We start from the raw sequence: 20,144 nt of genomic DNA, 5'->3' as shown, positions 1-20,144 counted from the left end.
TCCGATACCCGTGGGTATGCTAACCTCGCTCCCATGGCCGACGACCCCGGGGGCCCGCTCCCCCGCACCCCCCGCGAAGAGGTACGGCGCCGCCTGCTGTCGGCCGCCGTGCGCGCGTTCGCCGAGCACGGCTACGCCGACAGCCGCCTGGAGGACATCGCGCACGCGGCAGGCTTCACCAAGGGGGCCGTCTACTCCAACTTCGGCGGCAAGCGCGACCTGTTCGGCGCGGTCCTGCGGGAGCGCTCCGACGCCGAGATCGACACCCTGCTCGCACGGATCGGGGAGTCCGCCGACCCCGCCGAGGCCGTCGCGGACACCGTCCGCGGCGTGGCCCGGCGCATCACCGAGGACCCCGAGCGCGGCCGCCTGGGCCTGGAGTTCGCCGCCCGGGCGACCCGAGACTCGCAGACCCGCGACGTGGTCGGCCGGATGCGGCGCGCCCAGCGGGAGGCGGTCGCCGAGGCCGTCTCCCGGTTCGCCGCCCGGGGCGTGCCCCTGGGCGCCGACCCCGGCCTCACCGCCCTGATCCTGCACTGCCTGACCAACGGCCTGTCCATGGAGCACCTGGCCGACCCCGGGTCGGTCGACACGGAAACGATCGAGAGGGCGCTGGGCGCCGTCATCGCAGCCCTGGCCCCCGTGCCACCGCCCGACCGCGAGGAGCCGCAGTGAACACGAAACCGGCCGCCCTGGCCCCGGCGTGCGCCGCCGCGACCGTCCTGCTGCTGTCCGGGTGCGCCTCCGCCGCGACGGTCGGCGAGGCCGAGGCGCAGCACCGCAGCTTCTCACCGTCCTCCGACGTGCTCACCATCGCGGTCGGCCGGGGGGACCTGGAGGTGGTCCCCGCCGAGGTGGACGACATCCAGGTGACGCGGTGGGTGTCGGGCGGGGCGGTCATCGGCCCGCCGCGCGCCACCTGGGAGCTGGACGGGGAGACCCTGTCGCTCCAGCTCCGCTGCGGCCCGAGGGCCGGCTGCGACGCCCGCTACGAGGTGACCGTCCCCGAGGGGACCTCGCTCACGGTGGAGGGCGGCAACGGCGACACCACGGCCACCGGCTTCGCGGAGCCGCTGGAGATCGGCACCGACAACGGGCGGGTGACGGTGGAGGACGTGTCCGGCCCGCTCGTCCTGCGCAGCGGGAACGGCGAACTGAGCGCCCGCGGGATCGTCTCGCCGACCCTGGAGGCGCACACGGAGAACGGATCGATCGACGTGTCCTTCGCCAGGGCGCCCGACGACGTCCGGGTGAGCACGGCGAACGGGTCCGCGACGGTGGAGCTGCCCGAGGCGGGGTACGACGTGTCGTCCTCCGCCGACAACGGCGAGGTGGTGACCGACGTGGAGGTGGTGACCGGAAGCGGCCACGTGATCGCCGCCGAGACGGAGAACGGCGACATCCGCCTGGTCCCCGCACGCTGACGTGCCCGGCACGGCGGGGCGTCCTCCCGCGGGTTCCGACCCGTGGAACGGGAGGGGCGGACGTGTCCGGAGCGGGGTTTCCCGCATTTCACCTTGACCTGACGCGAGACTCCTATAGTCTCCGCCGGTGATCAACCGACTGAACGGGCACCATGAGGATGAATCGCGCCATTCTCGTGTTCCGGACGTGCGCGCGACAGTGTTCCCCTCCGAACGGACAGCGGGCCGGGCGCCGCTGGGGAAGGCGGTGGTGAACCGGTGGACCTGACCGTGGGACACGCCCTCATCCACCCTCGCCACGGGCTGGTGACCATCACCGGCCGCTCGACCCGGACCACCCCCGCCGGCGAGGTCGAGTTCCTGACCCTGACCGTGCGCGCCTCGGCGATGGACATCCAGATCCCGGTGGCCAACGTCGAGCTGGTGGGGCTGCGCAAGGTCGTCGACGACGAGGGGCTGCAGACGATCCTCGACACCCTGAGCCGGCCGCCGACGGACGATCCGCCCAACTGGTCGCGCCGGTTCAAGAACTACGAGACCAAGCTGGGCAGCGGGGACCCGCGCCAGATCGCCGAGCTGGTCCGCAGCATCAGCGACCGGCAGCGCGCCAGGAAGGTCTCCGCGGGAGAGAAGCGCCTGTTCCTGAGCGGCAGGGAGATGCTCGTCAACGAGCTCTCGCAGCACCCCGGCGTCGGCGACGTCGAGAAGGCCGAACGCCTGATCGAGGAGAAGCTCTCCTCGTAGCGCTCCGGCCCCGGGCACGGGCCACCGCGCGGTCGCCCGTGTCCGGGGGGCGTCCGCCGGGGACGCCCCCCGGAAGCGGGGCGGGCGCGCCCTCCGGGCCCGGCCTCAGCGGACCACGTCGAAGACCTGCTTCTGGACGCCGTTGGAGTACACCTCGTGCTCGACCAGGCTGAGCTTCTGGGCGTCCTTGTCCGTGTCGCTGAACAGCCGCTTGCCCGCGCCCAGCAGCACCGGGAAGACCAGCAGGTGGTAGCGGTCGACCAGCCCGGCGTCGGCCAGGGCCCGGCCCAGGGTGGCGCTGGCCTGGACGGAGATCGGACCGTCCCCGGTCTCCTTCAGCGCGGCCACGTCCTCGACCGAGCGCAGGATCGTGGCGGGCCAGCGCGGGTCGTCCTCCTCCAGCGTGGTGGAGACCACGTACCGCGGCATGGCGTTGTAGCCGGCGAACTCCTCCACCATCGTCGGCCACACCGGGGCGAAGGCCTCGTAGCTGCGGCGGCCGACGAGCAGGGCGGTCGCCTCCTCCTGCTCGCGGGCCTTGATCCCGTAGGCCGCCTCGTCCATCTCGATGTCCTTGAAGGTCCAGCCCGCGTTGCGGTAGCCGGGCTCGCCGCCGGGAGCCTCCATGACTCCGTCGACGGACACGAACGCGGTGACGATCAGGGTGCGCACAGTTGACTCCAGGGGTGCTCGGTCTGCTTCTTCACCCACACGTCGATCGGGGCCGGCCCCGATCGACACCGGGACAGAACTTTTCTCCGGGAGGCCCGGGCCTGCCCGAAAGTCGCGGCGTGCGGAGGATCGGTGCGGCGGCGAGGGCACCATGGTGCACCGCTGCGCGACGGCATGACCCCGGGAACACCCGCCCATGGTCGGGAACAGGGCGGACAGCGGGTATCCCGTCACCGTGCTCCTTCCGCGCGCCGGTCCCGGAGGGTTCCCCGGCCGGGTGCGGAGCACGCGGACGGCGGGGCGCGGGCCGCCCCGGACGGCCCGGAGAACACCCGGGAACTCGGTGGGGAGAGGGTATGGACCTCAAGATCCTTCCGCTGGCCATCACCATGATGGCGGGGCCGCAGATCATCGCCGCCCTCGTGCTGGTCACGACCAGGCAGCCGGTGCGGGTGTCACTGGCGTTCCTGGCGGGCGCGGCCGTCGCCACGAGTGCCGGGGTGGCCCTCGCCCGCGGCCTCTTCGGGCTGTTCGGCAACGTCGTGCCCCTGGGCGACCCCGCCGACACCGGTTCGGTGGGCAACCTGATCCAGTTCGGGCTGGTGGCGCTGCTCGTCGCCGTCGCGATCAGGGCCTTCCTCCGCAGGAGGACGGCCGAGCCCCCGGGGTGGCTGACCGGGCTCATGGAGGCGGGCGCCGCGCACGCACTGGCGACCGGCATCCTGGTGATCCTGGCGATGCCCTCCGACATCGTCGTCATGCTGACGGTGGGAGCGCACATGGCCCACGGCGGCGAGGACTTCACGGCCGCGGTTGGGTTCATCGCCGCGACCGTCCTGATAGCGGCCCTCCCCCTCCTCGTACTCGTGGCCGCGGGCCGCCGTGCGAGGGAGGCCATGCCCTCCGTCAGGGACTGGCTGAACTCCCACAGCTGGGTGGTCACCATCGCCACCTGCGTCGTCTTCGTGTTCCTCCTGCTGTGAGCGCGGCCCTCGCCCTCCGACCGGGCGAAGGCCGCCGCACCCGGGCCCGCACCGTGGTCCGCGCGGACCCGGGCCGTGCGCACGTGCTCCACCGCCGCGCCGGTGTAGCCTCCCCCCACACACCGTCCCGGGGAGGTCTCCATGGCCATCGACCAGCTCGCCGACGAACTCATGGACGCCCTGCTCGACGCGGACCCGGTCAGGGCCTCGCTTCTGGGCGTACGCGACCGGGAGGACCGGCTGGGCGACCACACCGAAGCGGGTGAGCAGGCGTCGGCGGCGAGGATCGCGGACGTCGCGGCGCGGGCTGCGGAAGTCGACCCGGACGGTCTCGGCGCCGATGACCGCGTCACCCGGGCCGTCCTCCTCCAGCAGGCCGGGGCCGAACTGGACCGCGTCGCCGCGCGCGGCGTCGAGCACACCGTCTCCGACTCCTTCTTCGATCCGGCCGTGGGCACGCTGTCCCGGCTGGCGCTGGTCGGCATCACCCGGCCGGAACACGCCGAGGGCTACCTGGCCCGTCTGGCCGGGCTGCCGAACCTGCTCGACACGATCGCGGAGAGGCTCCGCGCGGGCACGGCCGCCGGGCGCACGCCCGTGCGGCGGTCGGCGGAGGCCGCCGTCTCCCACCTGACCCGCTGCCTCGCCGGCCCGGAGGAGGATCCGCTGCGCGGCCCCGGGCCGGTCGCCGACGGCTCCGGGGCCGCGGCCTTCCGGGCCGAGCGCGACCGGCTGCTCTCCGACGTCGTCTCCCCGGCTCTGGCACGCCACCGTGACACCCTCGCCGCGGAAGCGGTACCGCACGGGCGTCCCGACACCAGGGCCGGACTGTGCTGGCTGCCCGACGGCGAGGGCCACTACGCCCGGCTGCTCCGGGGCCACACCACCACCGGACACACCCCGGAGGAGCTGCACGGTGCCGGCCTCGACGTGCTGGAGGGGCTGGCGGCGGAGTTCGCGCCGGTCGGGATGCGGGTGTTCGGAACCGGCGAGCCGGGCGAGATCCTCGACCGGCTGCGCACCGATCCGGCGATGCGCTGGCGGGACGCCGCCGAACTGCTCGGGGCGGCCCGGGCGGCCGTCCGCCGCGCCGAGCGGGCCGCACCCGGGTGGTTCGGACGGCTGCCGTCGCGGGGCTGTGCGGTGGAGGCGGTGCCGACGGCCGAGGCGCCGGGCGCCCCGGTGGCCTACTACATGCCGCCGGCCATGGACGGCAGCCGACCGGGCACCTACTTCGCCAACACCCACAAGGCCGACCGCCGCGACCGGTACAGCGCAGAGGCGATCGCGTTCCACGAGGCCGTCCCCGGCCACCACTTCCAACTGGCCCTGGCCCAGGAGCTGTCCGGCCTGCCGCTGCTGCGCAGGCTCGCATCGGTGACGGCGTTCGACGAGGGCTGGGGCCTCTACTCCGAACGCCTCGCCGACGAGATGGGCCTGTACGGCGACGACCTCTCCCGGCTGGGCATGCTCGGCGAGGACTCGCTGCGGGCCTGCCGCCTGGTCGTCGACACCGGGCTGCACGCCAGGGGGTGGAGCCGCCGACAGGCCGTCGACTTCATGGCCGCGCACACCGCCGCGCCCCGGATGGAGATCGTGTCCGAGGTCGACCGGTACATCTCCTCGCCGGGACGGGCTCCCGCCTACATGGTCGGCCGGTGGGAGATCCAGCGCATCCGCGCGGAGGCGGAGACCGCCCTCGGCGACCGGTTCGACATCAGGGCCTTCCACGACGTGGTCCTGGGCAGCGGCCCGCTGCCCCTGGGCGTGCTCGACGACGTGGTGCGGGCCTGGACCGCCGACCGGAGCCGCCCCGGACCCCGCCGGGACGCCCCTGGAGCCGGGCCCCGGCGCTGACGCGGCCCGGCGCGGACGGCCGGCGTCCCGGGGTCAGGCCCCGCCCGCTCCCCGGACGCCGTCGTCCAGGCGCGGGAGCGCGCGGGCGGCGTAGTGCGCGTAGCGCTCGCCCGTGGGCAGGGCGTAGAAGGTGACCGGGACCCACGACCGCGTACCGCCGGGGCGCACGACGTAGAGCCCCTCCTCCACGGGGACCAGGACGTGCTCCTGCTCGGGCTCGGGGTCCACCTCGGCGAGGGGCCCGAGGACGGTGGTCCGCATCACGGTGTCCCCGTCCCTGGCGAACACCTCCATGCGCAGCGCGGCGTGCTCGTACGTCCCCAGGACGGGGGCGGGGCCGACCTCGGCGGGGACCGGGGGCGGCGCCAGCCTGTCGGGGACCGCGATCCCGGCCAGGTCGCGGAAGATCTCGCGGTACAGCTCGTGGTACAGGTCGCGCGCGTGGCCGCCGTTGGTGAGCAGGACCACGGCCAGGCCCGCCTCGGGGGACGCGCGCAGGAACGCGGACTGCCCGATGGTGTTGCCGTCGTGGCCGACGAGGCGGTGCCCGTTCCAGTCGTGGCGGATCCAGCCCAGCCCCCAGGAGTCCCCCAGGGTGTGCACGTCGGGCACGTCGACCTGGAACTCCGTCATCGCGCGCACACCCTCCTCGCTCAGGACGCGGGTGCCGTCCTCGGCGAGTCCGCCGTCCAGGTGCATGCGGGCGAAGCGCAGCACGTCCCGCGCGGTCGAGGTGAGGAGCCCGGCCGGTCCCATCGACCGGGGCAGCCCCCACACCGGGGCGCGCACCGGGTCGGGAAGCCCCCGCACGTGCCCGACGGCCGCGCCGTGCAGCAGCGCCTCCTCCGGGAGCGTGCCGGTGTGCGTCAGGCCGAGGGGGGCGAACAGCGCCTCCCGCATCGCCGCGTCCCACGTGCCGCCGGTGAGCCTCTCGATGATGCGGCCCAGCACCGGGAACCCGGAGTTGCAGTAGGAGAAGGTCGCTCCGAGGGGGTGGATCAGCGCCGCGTCGGCGAGCAGGGCGACGTACCTCTCCAGGGTGTCGTCCCCCCTGCCGGTGTCGGTGAACAGGTCGCCGTCGATGCCGCTGGTGTGGGTCAGCAGGTGGCGCACCAGCAGCCTCCCGGTCGTCGCGGGGTCGGAGAGCCGGAATTCGGGCAGGACCTCCGCCACCGGGGTGTCGAGGGTGAGGCGCCCCTCGTCGACCAGCCGCAGGATCGCGGTGGCGGTCCAGACCTTGGTGATCGACCCGATCTGGAACACCGACCCCGTGTCCACGGGGTGGCCGGTCTCCGTGTTGAGCACGCCGCAGGCGGCGAGGGCGACCCGGTCGGGCTCCCGCCCCTCCCCCTCCGCGGAGGGGCGGCCCAGCTCCAGGATGCCGAGCTGGGCCCCGGGAACCCCGTGCTCGGCGGCGAGCACCCGGAGGCGTTCGCCCCAGTGCGCCTCGTCGACCGCGGTCCGGTGGGGTGCGGGGGCCGGTCTGTCCTCCGGGCGCGATGCCGTCGTCGTCACGGTGTTCCTCCTGTGGTCGGGCGGGGACGCGGGCCCTCCGCCGGTGCGGCGGCGGGGCCCGCGCTCGGAACCGGTCCTATCACCGGACCGGCGGAGGGGGTCCGGCCGGGGGCTCGTTCGGGGAGGTCGGCGCCGGGCCCTCCCGCCGGTCGCTCCGGGGGTCCCGGCCGCGGAAGGCGCGCCGGTAGGAGTCCGGGGGCACGCCCACGGTGCGGTGGAAGTGCCGGCGCAGCGTCGCGGCGGTGCCCATGCCCACGGCCGCCGCGACGGTCTCGACACCGTCGTCCGTGGTCTCCAGCAGTTCCTGGGCGCGGCGGATGCGCTGCTCCAGCAGCCAGCGCAGGGGCGTGGTGCCGGTCAGCGACCGGAAGTGGCGCGCCAGGTTGCGCGAGCTCATGTTCGCCCGGCGGGCCAGGTCCTCCACGGTCAGCGGCAGCTCCAGCCGTTCGGCCGCCCAGGGCAGCAGGTCCGCGACGGGGTGGCCGTCCCGCACGGGGACCGGGGCGGCGACGAACTGGGCCTGGCCCCCGGGCCTGTGCGGGGGCACGACCAGGCGGCGTGCGGCGGCGTTGGCGACCGCCGAACCGTGGTCGAGGCGGATCAGGTGCAGGCACAGGTCAACGGCCGCGGCCTTGCCCGCGGAGGTGAGCACCCCGCCGTTGTCGACGTAGAGCACGGCGGGGTCGACCTCCACCCGCGGGTACCGGGAGGCGAGCTCCCCGGTGTGGGCCCAGTGGGTGGTCGCGCGCAGCCCGTCGAGGAGGCCGGCCTCGGCCAGCACGAACGCGCCCGTGCAGAGGGAGACCACGCGCGCTCCGGCCCTGTGGGCGGCGCGCACCGCGTCGACCAGCACGGCCGGCGGGCGCTCGTCCACGTCGGCCAGCGCGGGCACGACCACCGTCCCGGCGCCCGCCAGCCGGTCGAGCCCGTGGTCCGGTTCCAGCAGGAACCGTCCGGCCCGCACCGTTCCGGAGCCGCACAGGGCGATGTCGTACCAGGGGGCGGCCGTGCCCGGCGGCGCGGTGCCGAAGATCTCGCACGCGGCGGCGAGCTCGAAGTGCAGCATTCCGTCGGTGAGGGCGAACGCGATCGAGGGCATGTCCGAAAGTGTACGCATGGTGGCGTTCCGGACGCTGGCGGCGGTTCGCCGGCGCGGCCATGATCTTCCTGACGGACAGTGCGAGCCCCAGGGGGAACCGATGGCATCAGGATTCGCGGTGGCGGTGGTCGGCGCCTCCGGGCACACCGGGCGGTTCGTGGCGGCGGAGCTGCGCCGCCGCGGCCACGCCCCCGTCCTCGTCGGGCGCGACGCGGGCAGGCTGCGGGACCTGCGGGCGTCCCACCCCGGGTCGCCCGCCCGGACGGCGTCGATGGACGACCCGGCCTCCCTCGACCGGGCGCTGGAAGGCGTGGACGCCGTGGTCAACTGCGCCGGGCCCTTCGCCGTGACCGCGGCGCCGGTGGTCGGGGCGGCGCTGCGCGCGGGCGTCCCGTACGTGGACGTGGCGGCCGAGATCGAGGCGAACAGGGACACGTTCGCGCACTTCGAGCAGGACGCCCGCGAGGCGGGGGTCGCGGTGGTGCCCGCCATGGCGTTCTTCGGCGGGCTCGGCGACCTGCTGGCCACCGCGGCGGCGGGTGACTGGGGCGGGGCCGACGAGGTGCACGTCGCCTACGGGCTGAGCGGCTGGGCCCCCACGGAGGGGACCCGCGCCGCGGGACGGGTGTCCCGGCAGAGGAGGGACGGCCGGCGGGTCGTCTTCGCGAACGGGAGGCTGGAGTACCGCGACGGCGCCCCTCCGGCCGCCGAGTGGGCGTTCCCCGAACCGCTGGGCACACGTGCGGTGGTCGGCGAGTTCACGATGGCCGAGGTCACCACGATCCCCCGCCACCTGGACGTCCGCGAGGTGCGCACGTACATGACGGTCGAGGCCGCCACGGGCCTGGCGGCCCCGGCCGCGCGGACGCCGGTCGGGGAGGACGGGCCCGGCCGGCCCGCGGAGACCTTCCTCGTGGACGTCCTCGTGCGCTCGGGCGGCGCCGAGCGGCGCGCGTTCGCCACCGGCCGGGACATCTACGCCGTGTCCGCGCCGCTCGCGGTGGAGGCGGTGGAGCGGATCCTCACCGGGCGGACCGGGGCCGCCGGCGTGGCCTCCGCGGGTGAGATGTTCGACGCGGCGGACTTCCTGCGCGCCCTGTCCCCGCACGTGGCGACGGGCCCGCTCCGCGGAGAGCGGAAGCCCGGCGCGGAGCCCCTGGCCATGGCGCCGTAGCGGCGGCCGGGACCGGGGGCGGGCTCCCGGCCGGGCCTCAGGTCCCCTCGATGCGCGACAACCAGGTGGCCAGCAGCGCTTCGAGCCGCTCGGCCTCCTCGGCGGTGAGGGCTTCCAGGAGGCGCCGCTCGTCGTGCATGTGCTCGGTGAAGGCCCGGTCGATGAGCGTCCTGCCCTCCTCGGTGAGCGAGACCGTCCGGCCCCGGCCGTCCCCCTCGGCCCGGCGGCGGGTGACGAGTCCGGCCTCCTCCAGCCGGTCGAGCCGCTTGGTCATGGCCCCGGTGGTGACCATCGTGAACCGGGCGAGTTCGCCGGGCGCCCGCTCGCAGGGTCCTCCCGCGCGGCGCAGTGCGGCGAGGACCTCGAACTCGCCCTCGCTCAGCCCGTGGCGGCGGTAGACGACGCACAGCCGGTCGCTCAGGTGGGAGCCGATGCGGTGCAGCCTGCCGATCACCCCCTCCGGGGACACGTCCAGGTCGGGTCGCTCGCGTTCCCACTCGGCCTGGATGCGTGTGACGCGGTCGTACTGCTCCATGCCCCCATTGTAGCTTCCGAGGAAGCTACAATAGCTTCCATGGAAGCTATACGGCGGTGGGCCCTCGTGACGGCGCTCGCCCCCGTGACCTGGGGAAGGACGGCCGTGCCGACCGGCCTCCCCGCCCCCGGGGCCGGGGCGCCTCCCGGCACGGCGACGGCAGCCGGGGCGCCCGCCGTCCGGCGGACCGCCGAACTCGTCCTGCCCGGCATCCTCCCGGCCCGGCTCCCGGCAGCCGACCGGCTCCGGCGCGGCCACGCCCCGGCGGGGCCCCGGTGAACGGCGGTACCGGCGGGACCCGGCCGTGCCCTGCCGCGGCCCGGGGGCAGGCCCCCGCCGGGCAGCGGCCCCCGTGCCGGGCCTCAGCCGCCGGACCCGCCCGGCGCCGCGGCCTCCAGGTCGTCGACGCCGCCCGACATGATCGTGCGCACGTGCTCGGTGATGTGCTCGGCGGGCCAGTCCCACCAGGCCACCGCCAGCAGGCGGTCCACGGTCCCGGCGTCGAAGCGGGTGCGGATGAGCCGGGCGGGGTTGCCGCCGACGATCCCGTAGTCGGGCACGTCGGAGGTGACGACGGCTCCGGCGGCGATGACCGCCCCGTGGCCGATCCGCACGCCGGGCATCACCGTCGACCCGTGGCCGAACCACACGTCGTGGCCGACCACCGTGTCCCCCCGGCCCGGCAGCCCGGTGATCAGGTCGAAGTGCTCCGACCACGAGCCGCCCATCGTGGGGAAGGGGAAGGTCGAGGGGCCGTCCATGCGGTGGTTGGCGCCGTTCATGATGAACCGGGTCCCGGTGCCCAGCGCGCAGAACCGGCCGATGACCAGCTTCTCCGGCCCGTAGTGGTAGAGCACGTTGCGCGTCTCGAACGCGGTCGGGTCGTCGGGGTCGTCGTAGTAGGAGTACTCCCCGACCTCGATGAGCGGGGACGTCACCAGGGGTTTGAGCAGGACCACACGCGGCTGCCCGGGCATCGGGTGGAGCACGGTCGGGTCGGCGGGCACGGGCATGGCGGGGTATCCCTCGGGTCGTGGGGCGTCGGACCGTCCGATGATCCCAACACGGGACGCACCGGTCCAGGCGTTTGCGACCCGCGGGTCCACGCGGGCGGCCCCCGCGCGTGCGCCGGTCCCGGCCGGGACGGCGCAAGGGTGGGTGTGGCAGGGCCTCCCTCCGGAGGCCCCCGGATCCTAGCCTGGAGGGGCGCGGGCGGTCCGGGCGCCGTCCGCACCGCTCCCCCGGCGGGGAGCGCGGCCCCCTGCCCCCGGGCGCCCTCCGAAACGCCGTACCGCACGCCCCCGCAGCCGTCCGGCGCGGGGGACGGGGGCCGACCGGGGACCGGCCCCGCGGGGTCGCGGGCCGTGCGCGGTCCGCCGGACCGCGCCCCGCCGCCGCGCACATGCGATTCCCCCCTGTAGGACACCTCGAACGGAAAGCGAGTTGACGAGACGCCGATGACGTGGACTCCCGAAGAGTTGACGCTGTACTCCTCCACCGAGGAGATCGTCCTGACGGTCGCGCACGGCAGGCGTGTGCTGAGGCGCGGCCGGAGGGTCTGGGTGGTACGCGAGGGGGACGACCTCTACGTCCGCTCCCTGGGCGGCCACGCCTCCGACTGGTACCGGAGCGCGCGGATCCACCGGAAGGGCACGGTCCGGGCCGCGGGCCTGCGCAGGAACGTCGCCTTCGAGCCCGCCGACCCCGGGACGCGTGAACGGGTCGACGCCGCCTACCGGCTCAAGTACGGCCACTACGCCGCGGCCTTCCTCGACACGGTGACCGGGGACCAGGCGGCCTCCACGACGCTCCGGCTCGTGCCGTGCGCCACGCGGACGCAGGCGCCGGTGTGCTCCGCGGCCGCGCTCCCGGCCGGCCGCGGCTCCCGGCTCCGCTCCCCGCTGGGCCCGGCCGGGCGCTGGCACGCCCTGTTCGAGCGCCCGCGCCGCCAGGAGGAGAAGGCCTGAGTCGGCCGGGACGGCCGAATCCGACCGCGGCCGACCGCGGCCGACCGCCACAGGCTGGGGTCATGCCGTTTCCGCATGGGACTGGTCGTTTCCGTCTTGGACGGTATCGGCGACCGGGCCCAGACTACGGACAGGGCCCGGAAAGGGGCAGGTCGCAGCGGGTCGTGTCCCGCCGCGTCCGCCCTTTTCCGACCCTGTCCGTCCCGCGCCGCCCGGTCCTCCGGGCGGCGCGCACCAGACCACGAGGAGACGCACATGTTGTTCCCCACGGCCCGCAGGACCGGGCTCGCGGCCCTGGCCGCGCTCGCGCTCGTCCCCGCCGCGGCCTGCTCCGGCTCCGCCGCGCCCGCCGAGGCGGAGCCGGCGAGCGCGGAGGTGACGGCCGAGGACCTCTCCGGCGAGTTCGAGCGGCTGGAGTCGGAGTTCGACGCCCGTCTGGGGGTCTACGCGGTGGACACCGGGACCGGGGAGGAGGTCTTCCACCGCGCCGACGAACGGTTCGGCTACGCCTCCACCCACAAGGCGTTCACGGCGGCCCTGGTCCTGGGGCAGAACACCCCCGAGGAACTGGAGGAGGTCGTCACCTACACCGAAGAGGACCTGGTCGACTACTCCCCCATCACCGAGCAGCACGTCGACACGGGGATGACCCTGCTGGAGGTGGCCGACGCCGCCGTCCGCCACAGCGACAACACCGCCGCGAACCTGCTGTTCGAGGAGCTGGGCGGACCCGAGGGGTTCGAGGAGGACATGCGGGAGATCGGCGACGACGTGATCTCGGCGGACCGGATCGAGCCCGAGCTCAACGAGGTGCCGCCCGGCGAGACCCGGGACACGAGCACGCCGCGCGCCATGGCCGGGAGCCTGGAGGCGTTCGTGCTCGGGGACGTCCTGGAGGAGGGCCCGCGCGACGTGCTCACCGAGATGCTCCTCAACAACACGACCGGCGACGAGCTGATCCGCGCCGGGGTCCCCGAGGACTGGCGCGTCGGTGACAAGACCGGCGGCGGCAGCCACGGTTCGCGCAACGACATCGCCGTCGTCTGGCCCCCCGAGGACGACCCCATCGTCATCGCGGTCATGTCCACCCGCGAGCAGGAGGACGCCGAATTCGACAACGCCCTGGTCTCGGGGGCGACCGAGGTCGTCGTGGAGGCCCTGGCCCCGTAGGTCCCCGGCCCGCGCCCGGGAACGGCTCCCGCGCCGGGTCCGTCCTTCGAGGGGGTGCGGCCGTCGTCCGCGGGCGACGGCCGCACCCCCTCGCCCGTCGCGGAGCACCGGCCCCGGCGGCGGCCTCGGAGGGCTTCTGGGCACGCCGCCACGCGGGCTGCGTCCTCCGGCTCCCCGACCGCCCCGGAGTGCCCGACACGCGACACCTGTGGGAGGGGTGGAACGCCGGGGAGTTCGCGGGACGGGCCTCCCGCACCGGTTCCGCCGCGACACGGCCGAGAGGCCCGGACCGGACCTCCGGGCGGCCGGAGGGGGTCACCCCCGGGTGCGCGCGCCCGGCGCCACCGCGACCGCGGCGGCCGAGAAGACCGCGCTCACCGCGAACACGGCGGGCAGCCCCGCGGTGGTGATCACAGCGGCCATGAGGACCGGCGTGAGCGTGGTGCTGACGGCCTGGAGCCAGTTCTGCACGGCCAGGGCCCGTCCGGCCCACGCGGTCCCGGCGATCTCGGCGACGGCGGTGAAGGTCAGGCCGTTGTGCCACATCGTCAGCACGAGGCAGGCCAGCAGCAGGGGGACGGCCGTCCGGTCCCAGACCCCGGGCAGGAGGGCGAGGAGGACCAGGCAGACCCCGGAGACCGCCGCCAGCCACCGCACCGGCCGCATCCGGTCGCCGGTCCGGTCCGAGCGGACCCCGAGCAGCAGGCGTCCCGCGGCGCCCGGCACCTGGGCCGCCGCGACCACCGCGCCCGCGGCGGGCGCACCCCACCCCTGTTCCTGCACGAGGTAGACCACCGCGTACGTCATCAGCGCGACCTGGGGGACGCCGAGGAGCATGCTCACGCCGTGCACCCGCCAGATCGGGCGGCGCCGGTACGGTGACCCGGCGGCGGGAGGGGCCGCCTCCCCGCCTTCGGGCGCGTGTCCGCGCGCGGACCGGTGCGGGGGCGGGCCCTGCGCCACGGCCAGCAGGAGCGGCACCGCCAGGAGCGCGAGCGCGGCCGGGAGCGTCATCGCCGCGACGAACCCCCACGCGTCGGCGGCGCCGGGCAGCACCAGGGCGGAGAGCCCCACGCCCAGCGGGAGCGCCGACTGGCGGACCCCCATGGCCAGGCCCCGCTCCCCCGCGTCGAACCGGGACAGGACCAGTCGGCCGCTGGCCGCGTTGACCGGGCCGCCGACCGCGCCCACGAGCACCAGGACCACCGCCGCGCCCCACACGTCCGTGACGAGCCGGAGCGCGCCGAGCGCGGCCGCCGTGAGGACCAGGCTCAGCGCCATCGTCGACCGCTCCCCGACCCGGTCGATCACCACGCCCCACAACAGGAGGGTGAGGAGCAGTCCCAGGGACGGGAGCCCCGCCAGCACCCCCGCCTGCGCGGTCGTGACCCCGAAGGCGTCCCTCAGCTGTGGGAGCACGAGGGGGACGCCGAACATGGCGGACACACTGGCCACCTGCGCCACCATGCTGACGGAGAGGACGGTCCAACGGTTCCGTACGCGCACCCCGACAGCCTAGGCGCGGGGCCGGGTCGTCCGCGGCCCCGGCCGACGCGGCTCGGGCGGCCTCAGCAGCGTTCGCGCAGGACCGCCACGCCCTCGCCCTCCAGGTCGTCGCAGTACGCCGCGCGGCCGGTCATCGCCATGACGAGCGCCAGGGTCGGCCCGGAGACCGGGAGCCCTGAGCCGGTGGCGAAGGGGCCGTCCGTGGCGGCCAGGCGCAGCCCGCCGATCCTCCCCTTGGCCAGGACCACGAGGTCGGTGCCGCTGTAGTACTCGGCCAGGCGCGTGAGCGTGTCGACGGGGTAGGCCCGGCCGATCCCCAGGGGGCGGCGGATGTCCTCCCCGTGGACGACGGTCTCGCCCAGGCACGCCACGACCGGGCCGACGGGGGTGGTCGTGTTGGCCGCGACGCGGCGGAAGTTCTCCAGGGTCTCGGCCGGGCTCCCTCCGAGCTGTTCGGCCAGGCGCATCTCCACCTGCTTGTCGAAGTCGAACCGGCAGCGAACGACCCCCGCCATCCACCGGGCCCAGCTCAGCCCGGCGGCCGACGCCAGGTGGGCGAGGACCTCGCGGACGCTCAGGCCGGTGCACAGGGACTCCGTGGCCCACTGCCGGTCGGTGAGGTCCGCGAGGTCGGCGGCGAGCGAGGCCCGTTCGGTGTGCACGGTCGGCCAGAGTGCGTTCATGCGGGGAGCCTAGGACCCGGCGCCGACATCCGGGCCGAGGCGCGTCCCCCCCGCAGCGGATCCCCGGGAGAGCCGCCCTGCGGCCGGGTCCCGGCCCGACCGGCGCGCCGAGCGGCTCGGCCCCGTCGGCGCCGGCCCCGCGCCCACCGGGAGCCGGCGTCGGCGCCCCCGGGCCCCCGGCTCCCGGCGCTCTGCGCGTGGCACCGCCCCCGGTGTCCGGGCGGCCGTCCGGACACCGGGGACGGGCCCGGGCGCGTTCCTCAGCCGCCGACCGCCCGGGCCACGGTGACGACGACGGTGCTCCCGGCCGTGAGAGGGCCCCGAGACCAGTCGCCGTGGCGCTCCTCGACCTCCAGCCCGGCACCGCGCAGGAAGGCGTCGACGCCCTCCGGGCCGAGGAACCGCAGGCGTCCCCTGTCGACCCGGAGCGGTTCGCCCTCCCCTGTCGCGGTGGTCTCGGTGAACGTGACCACGTCGCCCTCCACGGACTCGACCCGGTGCGACACGCGCAGCGCGCGGCCCCGGTGGTCGACCACGCCGGTGGCGTTGTCCGGGGTCCAGCGCTCCCAGGCGCGGGCGAGGGGGTTGCGGGTGCCGAACACGAACCTCCCTCCGGGGACCAGCGCACGCCTGATCGCGGCGAGCGAGGAACGGAGTTCGCTGTCGGACACGAGCGCCTGGAAGGCGTTGCCGGCCATGACCGCGAGCTCGAACTCGCGGTCCCACGCCATGTCCTCGGCGCGGCCCCCGACCCAGGAGACGTCGTCGCGCACGCGTGCCCGGCCGAGCGCGGCGGGGTCGGGGTCCAGCCCGCAGAGCCGGCCGCCGTGGCCGTTCTCTCGGGCGCGGTGCAGCAGCGTGCCGGTGCCGCACCCCACGTCCAGGACGGACGCGGAGGCCATGACGTGGGAGAGGTAGAAGTCGTCGCTCGGATCCCAGGGGTTGAGGACGTCGTAGAGGGCGGCCGTGTCGGCGTCGGAGTACATCGCCGCAGTGTCCTGTCGGACCGATCCGTTCCGCCAGGGGTTTTCGGCCGGACCGGCAGCCGGGGCGAGGACCTCCCCGCGTACGCGGGGTGCGCGGCGGGCTCGCACGGTGGGCCCGGACCGGCTCCCGTGGGGCATGTCCCGCCCGCGCGGGGAGCAGCGCCCGGGCCGGTGGGGCCGCGGCGACGGACGGGTGTTCCCCGCGGCGGTCCGCCGCGGGGAACACCCGTCCGTCGCGCCCGGTCCCTAGGGCTGGTCACCGGTGTAGCGGTAGATGGCGCCGGCGGAGTTGACGCCCCACACCGTGCCGTCCTCGGCCGCGCTGATCTCCTTCAGCCCGCCGGGGACGTTGACCCAGGGGTTGGCGTCGTCATTCGTGAAACGATAGATGGCACCGGCGGAGTTGACACCCCACACATTGCTCCGGGAACCGGTGGAGATTCCCGACAGGCCGCCGGAGATACCCTTCCAGTGGGACGAACCCAGATCACCCGTGTAACGGTAGATCTGGTTGTTCGCATTGACCCCCCACACCGTGCCGTCCGCAGCAGCACTGATGTCGACCAAACCCCCCGGAACATTGACCCAGGGATTGGCGTCGTCATTCGTGAAACGATAGATGGCACCGGCGGAGTTCACGCCCCACACATTGCTCCGGGAACCGGTGGAAATCCTCGTCAGGCCGCCGGAGATACCCTTCCAGTGGGACGAACCCAGATCACCCGTGTAACGGTAGATCTGGTTGTTCGCATTGACCCCCCACACCGTGCCGTCCGCAGCAGCACTGATGTCGACCAAACCCCCCGGAACATTGACCCAGGGATTGGCGTCGTCATTCGTGAAACGATAGATGGCACCGGCGGAGTTGACACCCCACACATTACTCCGGGATCCCACCGAGATCTTCGTGAGGTTACCGGGAATGTTCTTCCAGTGAGCCATGGAACTCATCTCTGTTCGCTTGGAATTCTACGCCGAACCACTCAAGGAACTTCACGTCGCGACCATCCGGGCCCGGAGCACAGTCCGAATCCGCGCGGGGGGCTGCACATTCTCCGGAGGACCGCAGGGGGCCGGAAACCGGTCGTTCCCTCCCCTTTTCCCTCCAGGCCCGGAACCGTCGCTCCACCGAGATGCCCGCCGCCGGGGAACCGCAATCCCCCCAGGCCCGTTCCGGCCAGTATCCCGAAAGGCACGACCGGAGAAAAACAACCGTGATAGGGAGACGACAAAAACACCGAACAAACAAAAACAGCTGAAGAGCGGACTATATTGCCATGTCCTGACAAATACTTCGGGCGGCACGCCCGCCCGGCGGCGGCACGGCCTCGCGGAGGCCCGTCTCCCCCTCGGGCGCGGAGGCCCCGCACCGCCCCTGACCGGCCGGGCCGCTCCCCCGGCGTCACGGCGCCCGGGGACGCGATGCCACAATGCGAAGTGTGAGACACCAGAACTCCGCACAGCACGATCCCGCCCAGGACTCCCCCACGGTGGGCCCGCCCAAGACCAGCGCGGCGGGCATGCCCGCCGTGCTCAACAGCGTCCGCCAGGTCGGCGAACACGCCGGCGTCCGGCGCGGGCTGCCCGCCATGCTCGCGATCAACCAGAAGCGCGGCTTCGACTGCCCCGGCTGCGCCTGGCCCGAGGGCGACAAGCGGCACACGGCGGAGTTCTGCGAGAACGGCGCCAAGGCGGTCGCCGAGGAGGCCACCTCCCGGGCCCTGACGCCCGAGTTCTTCGCCGAGCACCCGGTCGCCGAGCTGGCCGAGCGCTCCGGCTACTGGCTGGGGCAGCAGGGCCGCCTCGCCCAGCCCATGTACCTGGCCGAGGGCGCCTCCCACTACGAGCCGGTGAGCTGGGACCGCGCCCTGGACCTGGTCGCCGAGGACCTGCGGGGGCTGGCCTCCCCCGACGAGGCCGTGTTCTACACCTCGGGCCGCACCAGCAACGAGGCCGCCTTCCTCTACCAGCTGTTCGCCCGGCAGCTCGGCACGAACAACATGCCGGACTGCTCCAACATGTGCCACGAGTCGTCGGGCTCCGCCCTCACCGAGACGCTGGGCGTGGGCAAGGGCAGCGTCTCCCTGGAGGACCTGCGCAAGGCCGACCTGATCATCGTCGCCGGGCAGAACCCCGGCACCAACCACCCCCGGATGCTCTCCGCCCTGGAGAAGGCCAAGCGCTCCGGGACCCGGATCATCACCGTCAACCCCCTGCCCGAGGCGGGCATGCGCGAGTTCCGCAACCCGCAGAAGGCGGGCGGCCTGCTCGGGCGCGGCACGGAGCTCACCGACCTGTTCGCGCAGATCCGGCTGGGCGGCGACCTCACCCTGTTCTCGGCGGTCAACCGGCTGCTGCTGCAGGCGCAGGAGCGCGGGGAGGAGGTCCTGGACCGCGACTTCATCGCCACCCACACGCACGGGTTCGAGGAGTTCTCCAAGGACCTGCTGGCCGAGCCGGACGAGGAGTTCTGGCCCCGGGTCGAGAGGGCCACCGGCCTGGAGCGGGAGCTCGTCGAGCGGATCGCGGAGATGGTCACCGGGTCGGAGCGGATCATCGTGTGCTGGGCGATGGGCCTGACCCAGCACAAGCACTCGGTGCCGACCATCCGCGAGGTCGTCAACTTCCTGCTGCTGCGCGGCAACGTGGGGCGCCCGGGCGCGGGAGTGTGCCCGGTGCGCGGCCACTCCAACGTGCAGGGCGACCGGACGATGGGGATCTTCGAGCGCCCCGCGGAGGCGTTCCTGGACGCCCTGGGCGCGGAGTTCGGGTTCGAGCCCCCGCGCGAGCACGGCCACGACACCGTCAATGCCATCCGCGCGATGGCCGACGGCGACGTGCGGGTGTTCTTCGCGATGGGCGGCAACTTCGTGGCGGCCACGCCCGACACCCTGGTCACCGAGGAAGCGATGCGCCGGGTGGGGCTGACGGTGCACGTGTCCACCAAGCTGAACCGCTCGCACGTGGTGACGGGGGCGCGGGCGCTGATCCTGCCCGCGCTCGCGCGCACCGACCGCGACCTGCGCGACGGCGAGCCCCGGTGGGTGACCGTGGAGGACTCGATGGGCAAGGTGCACGCCTCCCACGGGGTGCTCCCGCCCCTGTCGGAGGGCATGCGCTCGGAGGTCGACATCGTCTGCGACCTGGCCCGGCGGGTGCTGGGCGAGGAGCCCGTGGCGTGGTCGGAGCTGTTCGACTACGACCGGGTCCGCGACCACGTGGCGGCGGTCGTGCCGGGGTTCGAGGACTTCAACGCCCGTGCGCGCAAGCCCGCGGGGTTCACCCTGCCGCACGCGCCGCGCGACGACCGGCGCTTCCCGACCGAGACGGGCCTGGCGAACTTCACGGTCAACGGCACGTACGCGCCGGAGGTGCCGCAGGGGCGGCTGCTGCTGCAGACGCTGCGCTCGCACGACCAGTACAACACCACGGTGTACGGCCTCGACGACCGGTACCGGGGCATCAAGGACGGCCGCCGGGTCGTGCTGGTCAACCCGGAGGACGCACGCGAGCTAGGGCTGGCGGACGGCTCCTACACCGACCTGGTGGGCGAGTGGCGGGACGGCCGGGAGCGGCGCGCGGCGCACTTCCGGGTCGTGCACTACCCGACGGCGCGCGGGTGCGCGGCCTCCTACTTCCCGGAGACCAACGTGCTGGTCCCGCTGGACTCCACTGCGGAGGTGAGCAACACCCCGACGTCGAAGTCGGTGGTGGTGCGCTTCGAGCCGGACTCCGGCGCCGCCTGAGGAAGGCTCCGGCACAGCGCGGGGGTGCGGCCCACGGGCCGCACCCCGCCCCGGCGGGCGCCCGCCGGGGGAAGGGCCGCGCC

The 20,144-nt window shown here is 74.5% G+C and carries 19 protein-coding genes; 10 read left to right on the top strand and 9 right to left on the bottom strand.

Translation table 11 applies throughout. The annotated features are described in order from the left end of the window. Positions 1-33 precede the first annotated feature (33 nt). The 3 genes from ACQPYD_RS12205 to ACQPYD_RS12195 all read left to right on the top strand — a co-directional run bounded on the left by ACQPYD_RS12205 (position 34) and on the right by ACQPYD_RS12195 (position 2,168). Positions 34-675 (top strand): TetR/AcrR family transcriptional regulator, encoded by a 642-nt coding sequence (locus ACQPYD_RS12205; protein ID WP_433701089.1) that lies wholly within the window; start codon positions 34-36, stop codon positions 673-675. Further along, a complete protein-coding gene (locus ACQPYD_RS12200) occupies positions 672-1,424 on the top strand; it encodes a DUF4097 family beta strand repeat-containing protein (protein WP_433701088.1) in 753 nt (250 codons plus the stop codon). The genes ACQPYD_RS12205 and ACQPYD_RS12200 overlap by 4 nt, the downstream gene beginning before the upstream one ends. Before the next feature lie 258 nt (positions 1,425-1,682). Then, a complete protein-coding gene (locus ACQPYD_RS12195; RefSeq protein ID WP_433701087.1) occupies positions 1,683-2,168 on the top strand; it encodes a CarD family transcriptional regulator in 486 nt (161 codons plus the stop codon). 105 nt (positions 2,169-2,273) lie between these two features. Here the strand turns inward: ACQPYD_RS12195 and ACQPYD_RS12190 are convergent, their stop codons facing one another. Further along, complete coding sequence (locus tag ACQPYD_RS12190) at positions 2,274-2,840, bottom strand: dihydrofolate reductase family protein (protein WP_433702032.1); 567 nt, start codon at positions 2,838-2,840, stop codon at positions 2,274-2,276. 356 nt (positions 2,841-3,196) lie between these two features. Between ACQPYD_RS12190 and ACQPYD_RS12185 the strand changes: the two genes are divergently transcribed. Continuing rightward, entirely contained in the window at positions 3,197-3,823 is a 627-nt protein-coding gene (locus ACQPYD_RS12185) for a GAP family protein (RefSeq protein WP_433701086.1), read from the top strand. Positions 3,824-3,964: 141 nt separating this feature from the next. After that, positions 3,965-5,680: a DUF885 domain-containing protein gene (locus ACQPYD_RS12180; protein ID WP_433701085.1), complete on the top strand. Its 1,716-nt coding sequence runs from the start codon at positions 3,965-3,967 to the stop codon at positions 5,678-5,680. Between the two features lie 33 nt (positions 5,681-5,713). Here ACQPYD_RS12180 and ACQPYD_RS12175 read toward each other — a convergent pair whose 3' ends face one another. Together ACQPYD_RS12175 and ACQPYD_RS12170 are read right to left on the bottom strand one after the other, a co-directional pair. After that, positions 5,714-7,195, bottom strand: coding sequence for a serine hydrolase domain-containing protein (locus tag ACQPYD_RS12175; RefSeq protein ID WP_433701084.1), 1,482 nt, complete (start codon positions 7,193-7,195; stop codon positions 5,714-5,716). Positions 7,196-7,274: 79 nt separating this feature from the next. Further along, complete coding sequence (locus tag ACQPYD_RS12170) at positions 7,275-8,294, bottom strand: GlxA family transcriptional regulator (RefSeq protein WP_433701083.1); 1,020 nt, start codon at positions 8,292-8,294, stop codon at positions 7,275-7,277. 100 nt (positions 8,295-8,394) lie between these two features. On the opposite strand from ACQPYD_RS12170, the gene ACQPYD_RS12165 reads away from it, so the two are divergent. Continuing rightward, positions 8,395-9,468: a saccharopine dehydrogenase family protein gene (locus ACQPYD_RS12165; RefSeq protein ID WP_433701082.1), complete on the top strand. Its 1,074-nt coding sequence runs from the start codon at positions 8,395-8,397 to the stop codon at positions 9,466-9,468. A gap of 37 nt (positions 9,469-9,505) precedes the next feature. Here the strand turns inward: ACQPYD_RS12165 and ACQPYD_RS12160 are convergent, their stop codons facing one another. Further along, entirely contained in the window at positions 9,506-10,003 is a 498-nt protein-coding gene (locus ACQPYD_RS12160; protein ID WP_433701081.1) for a MarR family winged helix-turn-helix transcriptional regulator, read from the bottom strand. Positions 10,004-10,042: 39 nt separating this feature from the next. Between ACQPYD_RS12160 and ACQPYD_RS12155 the strand changes: the two genes are divergently transcribed. After that, on the top strand, positions 10,043-10,282 hold the full coding sequence (locus ACQPYD_RS12155) for a hypothetical protein (RefSeq protein ID WP_433701080.1): 240 nt from the start codon (positions 10,043-10,045) through the stop codon (positions 10,280-10,282). Between the two features lie 83 nt (positions 10,283-10,365). Here ACQPYD_RS12155 and ACQPYD_RS12150 read toward each other — a convergent pair whose 3' ends face one another. After that, entirely contained in the window at positions 10,366-11,016 is a 651-nt protein-coding gene (locus ACQPYD_RS12150; RefSeq protein ID WP_433701079.1) for a CatB-related O-acetyltransferase, read from the bottom strand. Positions 11,017-11,460: 444 nt separating this feature from the next. Here ACQPYD_RS12150 and ACQPYD_RS12145 point away from each other — a divergent pair, with 444 nt between their 5' ends. Further along, positions 11,461-11,970 (top strand): DUF2255 family protein, encoded by a 510-nt coding sequence (locus ACQPYD_RS12145; RefSeq protein WP_433701078.1) that lies wholly within the window; start codon positions 11,461-11,463, stop codon positions 11,968-11,970. A gap of 255 nt (positions 11,971-12,225) precedes the next feature. Next, a complete protein-coding gene (gene bla / locus ACQPYD_RS12140; protein WP_433701077.1) occupies positions 12,226-13,140 on the top strand; it encodes a class A beta-lactamase in 915 nt (304 codons plus the stop codon). A 315-nt stretch (positions 13,141-13,455) separates the two neighbouring features. Here bla and ACQPYD_RS12135 read toward each other — a convergent pair whose 3' ends face one another. The 4 genes from ACQPYD_RS12135 to ACQPYD_RS12120 form a co-directional block, all read right to left on the bottom strand. After that, entirely contained in the window at positions 13,456-14,646 is a 1,191-nt protein-coding gene (locus ACQPYD_RS12135) for an MFS transporter (protein WP_433701076.1), read from the bottom strand. A 62-nt stretch (positions 14,647-14,708) separates the two neighbouring features. Next, on the bottom strand, positions 14,709-15,329 hold the full coding sequence (locus tag ACQPYD_RS12130) for a maleylpyruvate isomerase family mycothiol-dependent enzyme (RefSeq protein WP_433701075.1): 621 nt from the start codon (positions 15,327-15,329) through the stop codon (positions 14,709-14,711). 260 nt (positions 15,330-15,589) lie between these two features. Beyond that, complete coding sequence (locus tag ACQPYD_RS12125) at positions 15,590-16,315, bottom strand: class I SAM-dependent methyltransferase (protein WP_433701074.1); 726 nt, start codon at positions 16,313-16,315, stop codon at positions 15,590-15,592. Between the two features lie 246 nt (positions 16,316-16,561). Then, positions 16,562-17,257 carry a tectonin domain-containing protein gene (locus ACQPYD_RS12120; protein ID WP_433701073.1) on the bottom strand — a complete coding sequence of 232 codons (696 nt, stop codon included), beginning with the start codon at positions 17,255-17,257 and terminating at the stop codon, positions 16,562-16,564. 488 nt (positions 17,258-17,745) lie between these two features. Here ACQPYD_RS12120 and ACQPYD_RS12115 point away from each other — a divergent pair, with 488 nt between their 5' ends. After that, a complete protein-coding gene (locus ACQPYD_RS12115) occupies positions 17,746-20,061 on the top strand; it encodes an FdhF/YdeP family oxidoreductase (protein WP_433701072.1) in 2,316 nt (771 codons plus the stop codon). Positions 20,062-20,144: the final 83 nt, after the last annotated feature.

The organism is Nocardiopsis sp. CA-288880 (assembly GCF_050955985.1).
Taxonomy (GTDB): domain Bacteria; phylum Actinomycetota; class Actinomycetes; order Streptosporangiales; family Streptosporangiaceae; genus Nocardiopsis; species Nocardiopsis tropica.
The sequence above is the reverse complement of the archived record's forward strand: the minus strand, read 5'-3'. Positions and strand labels throughout refer to the sequence as shown.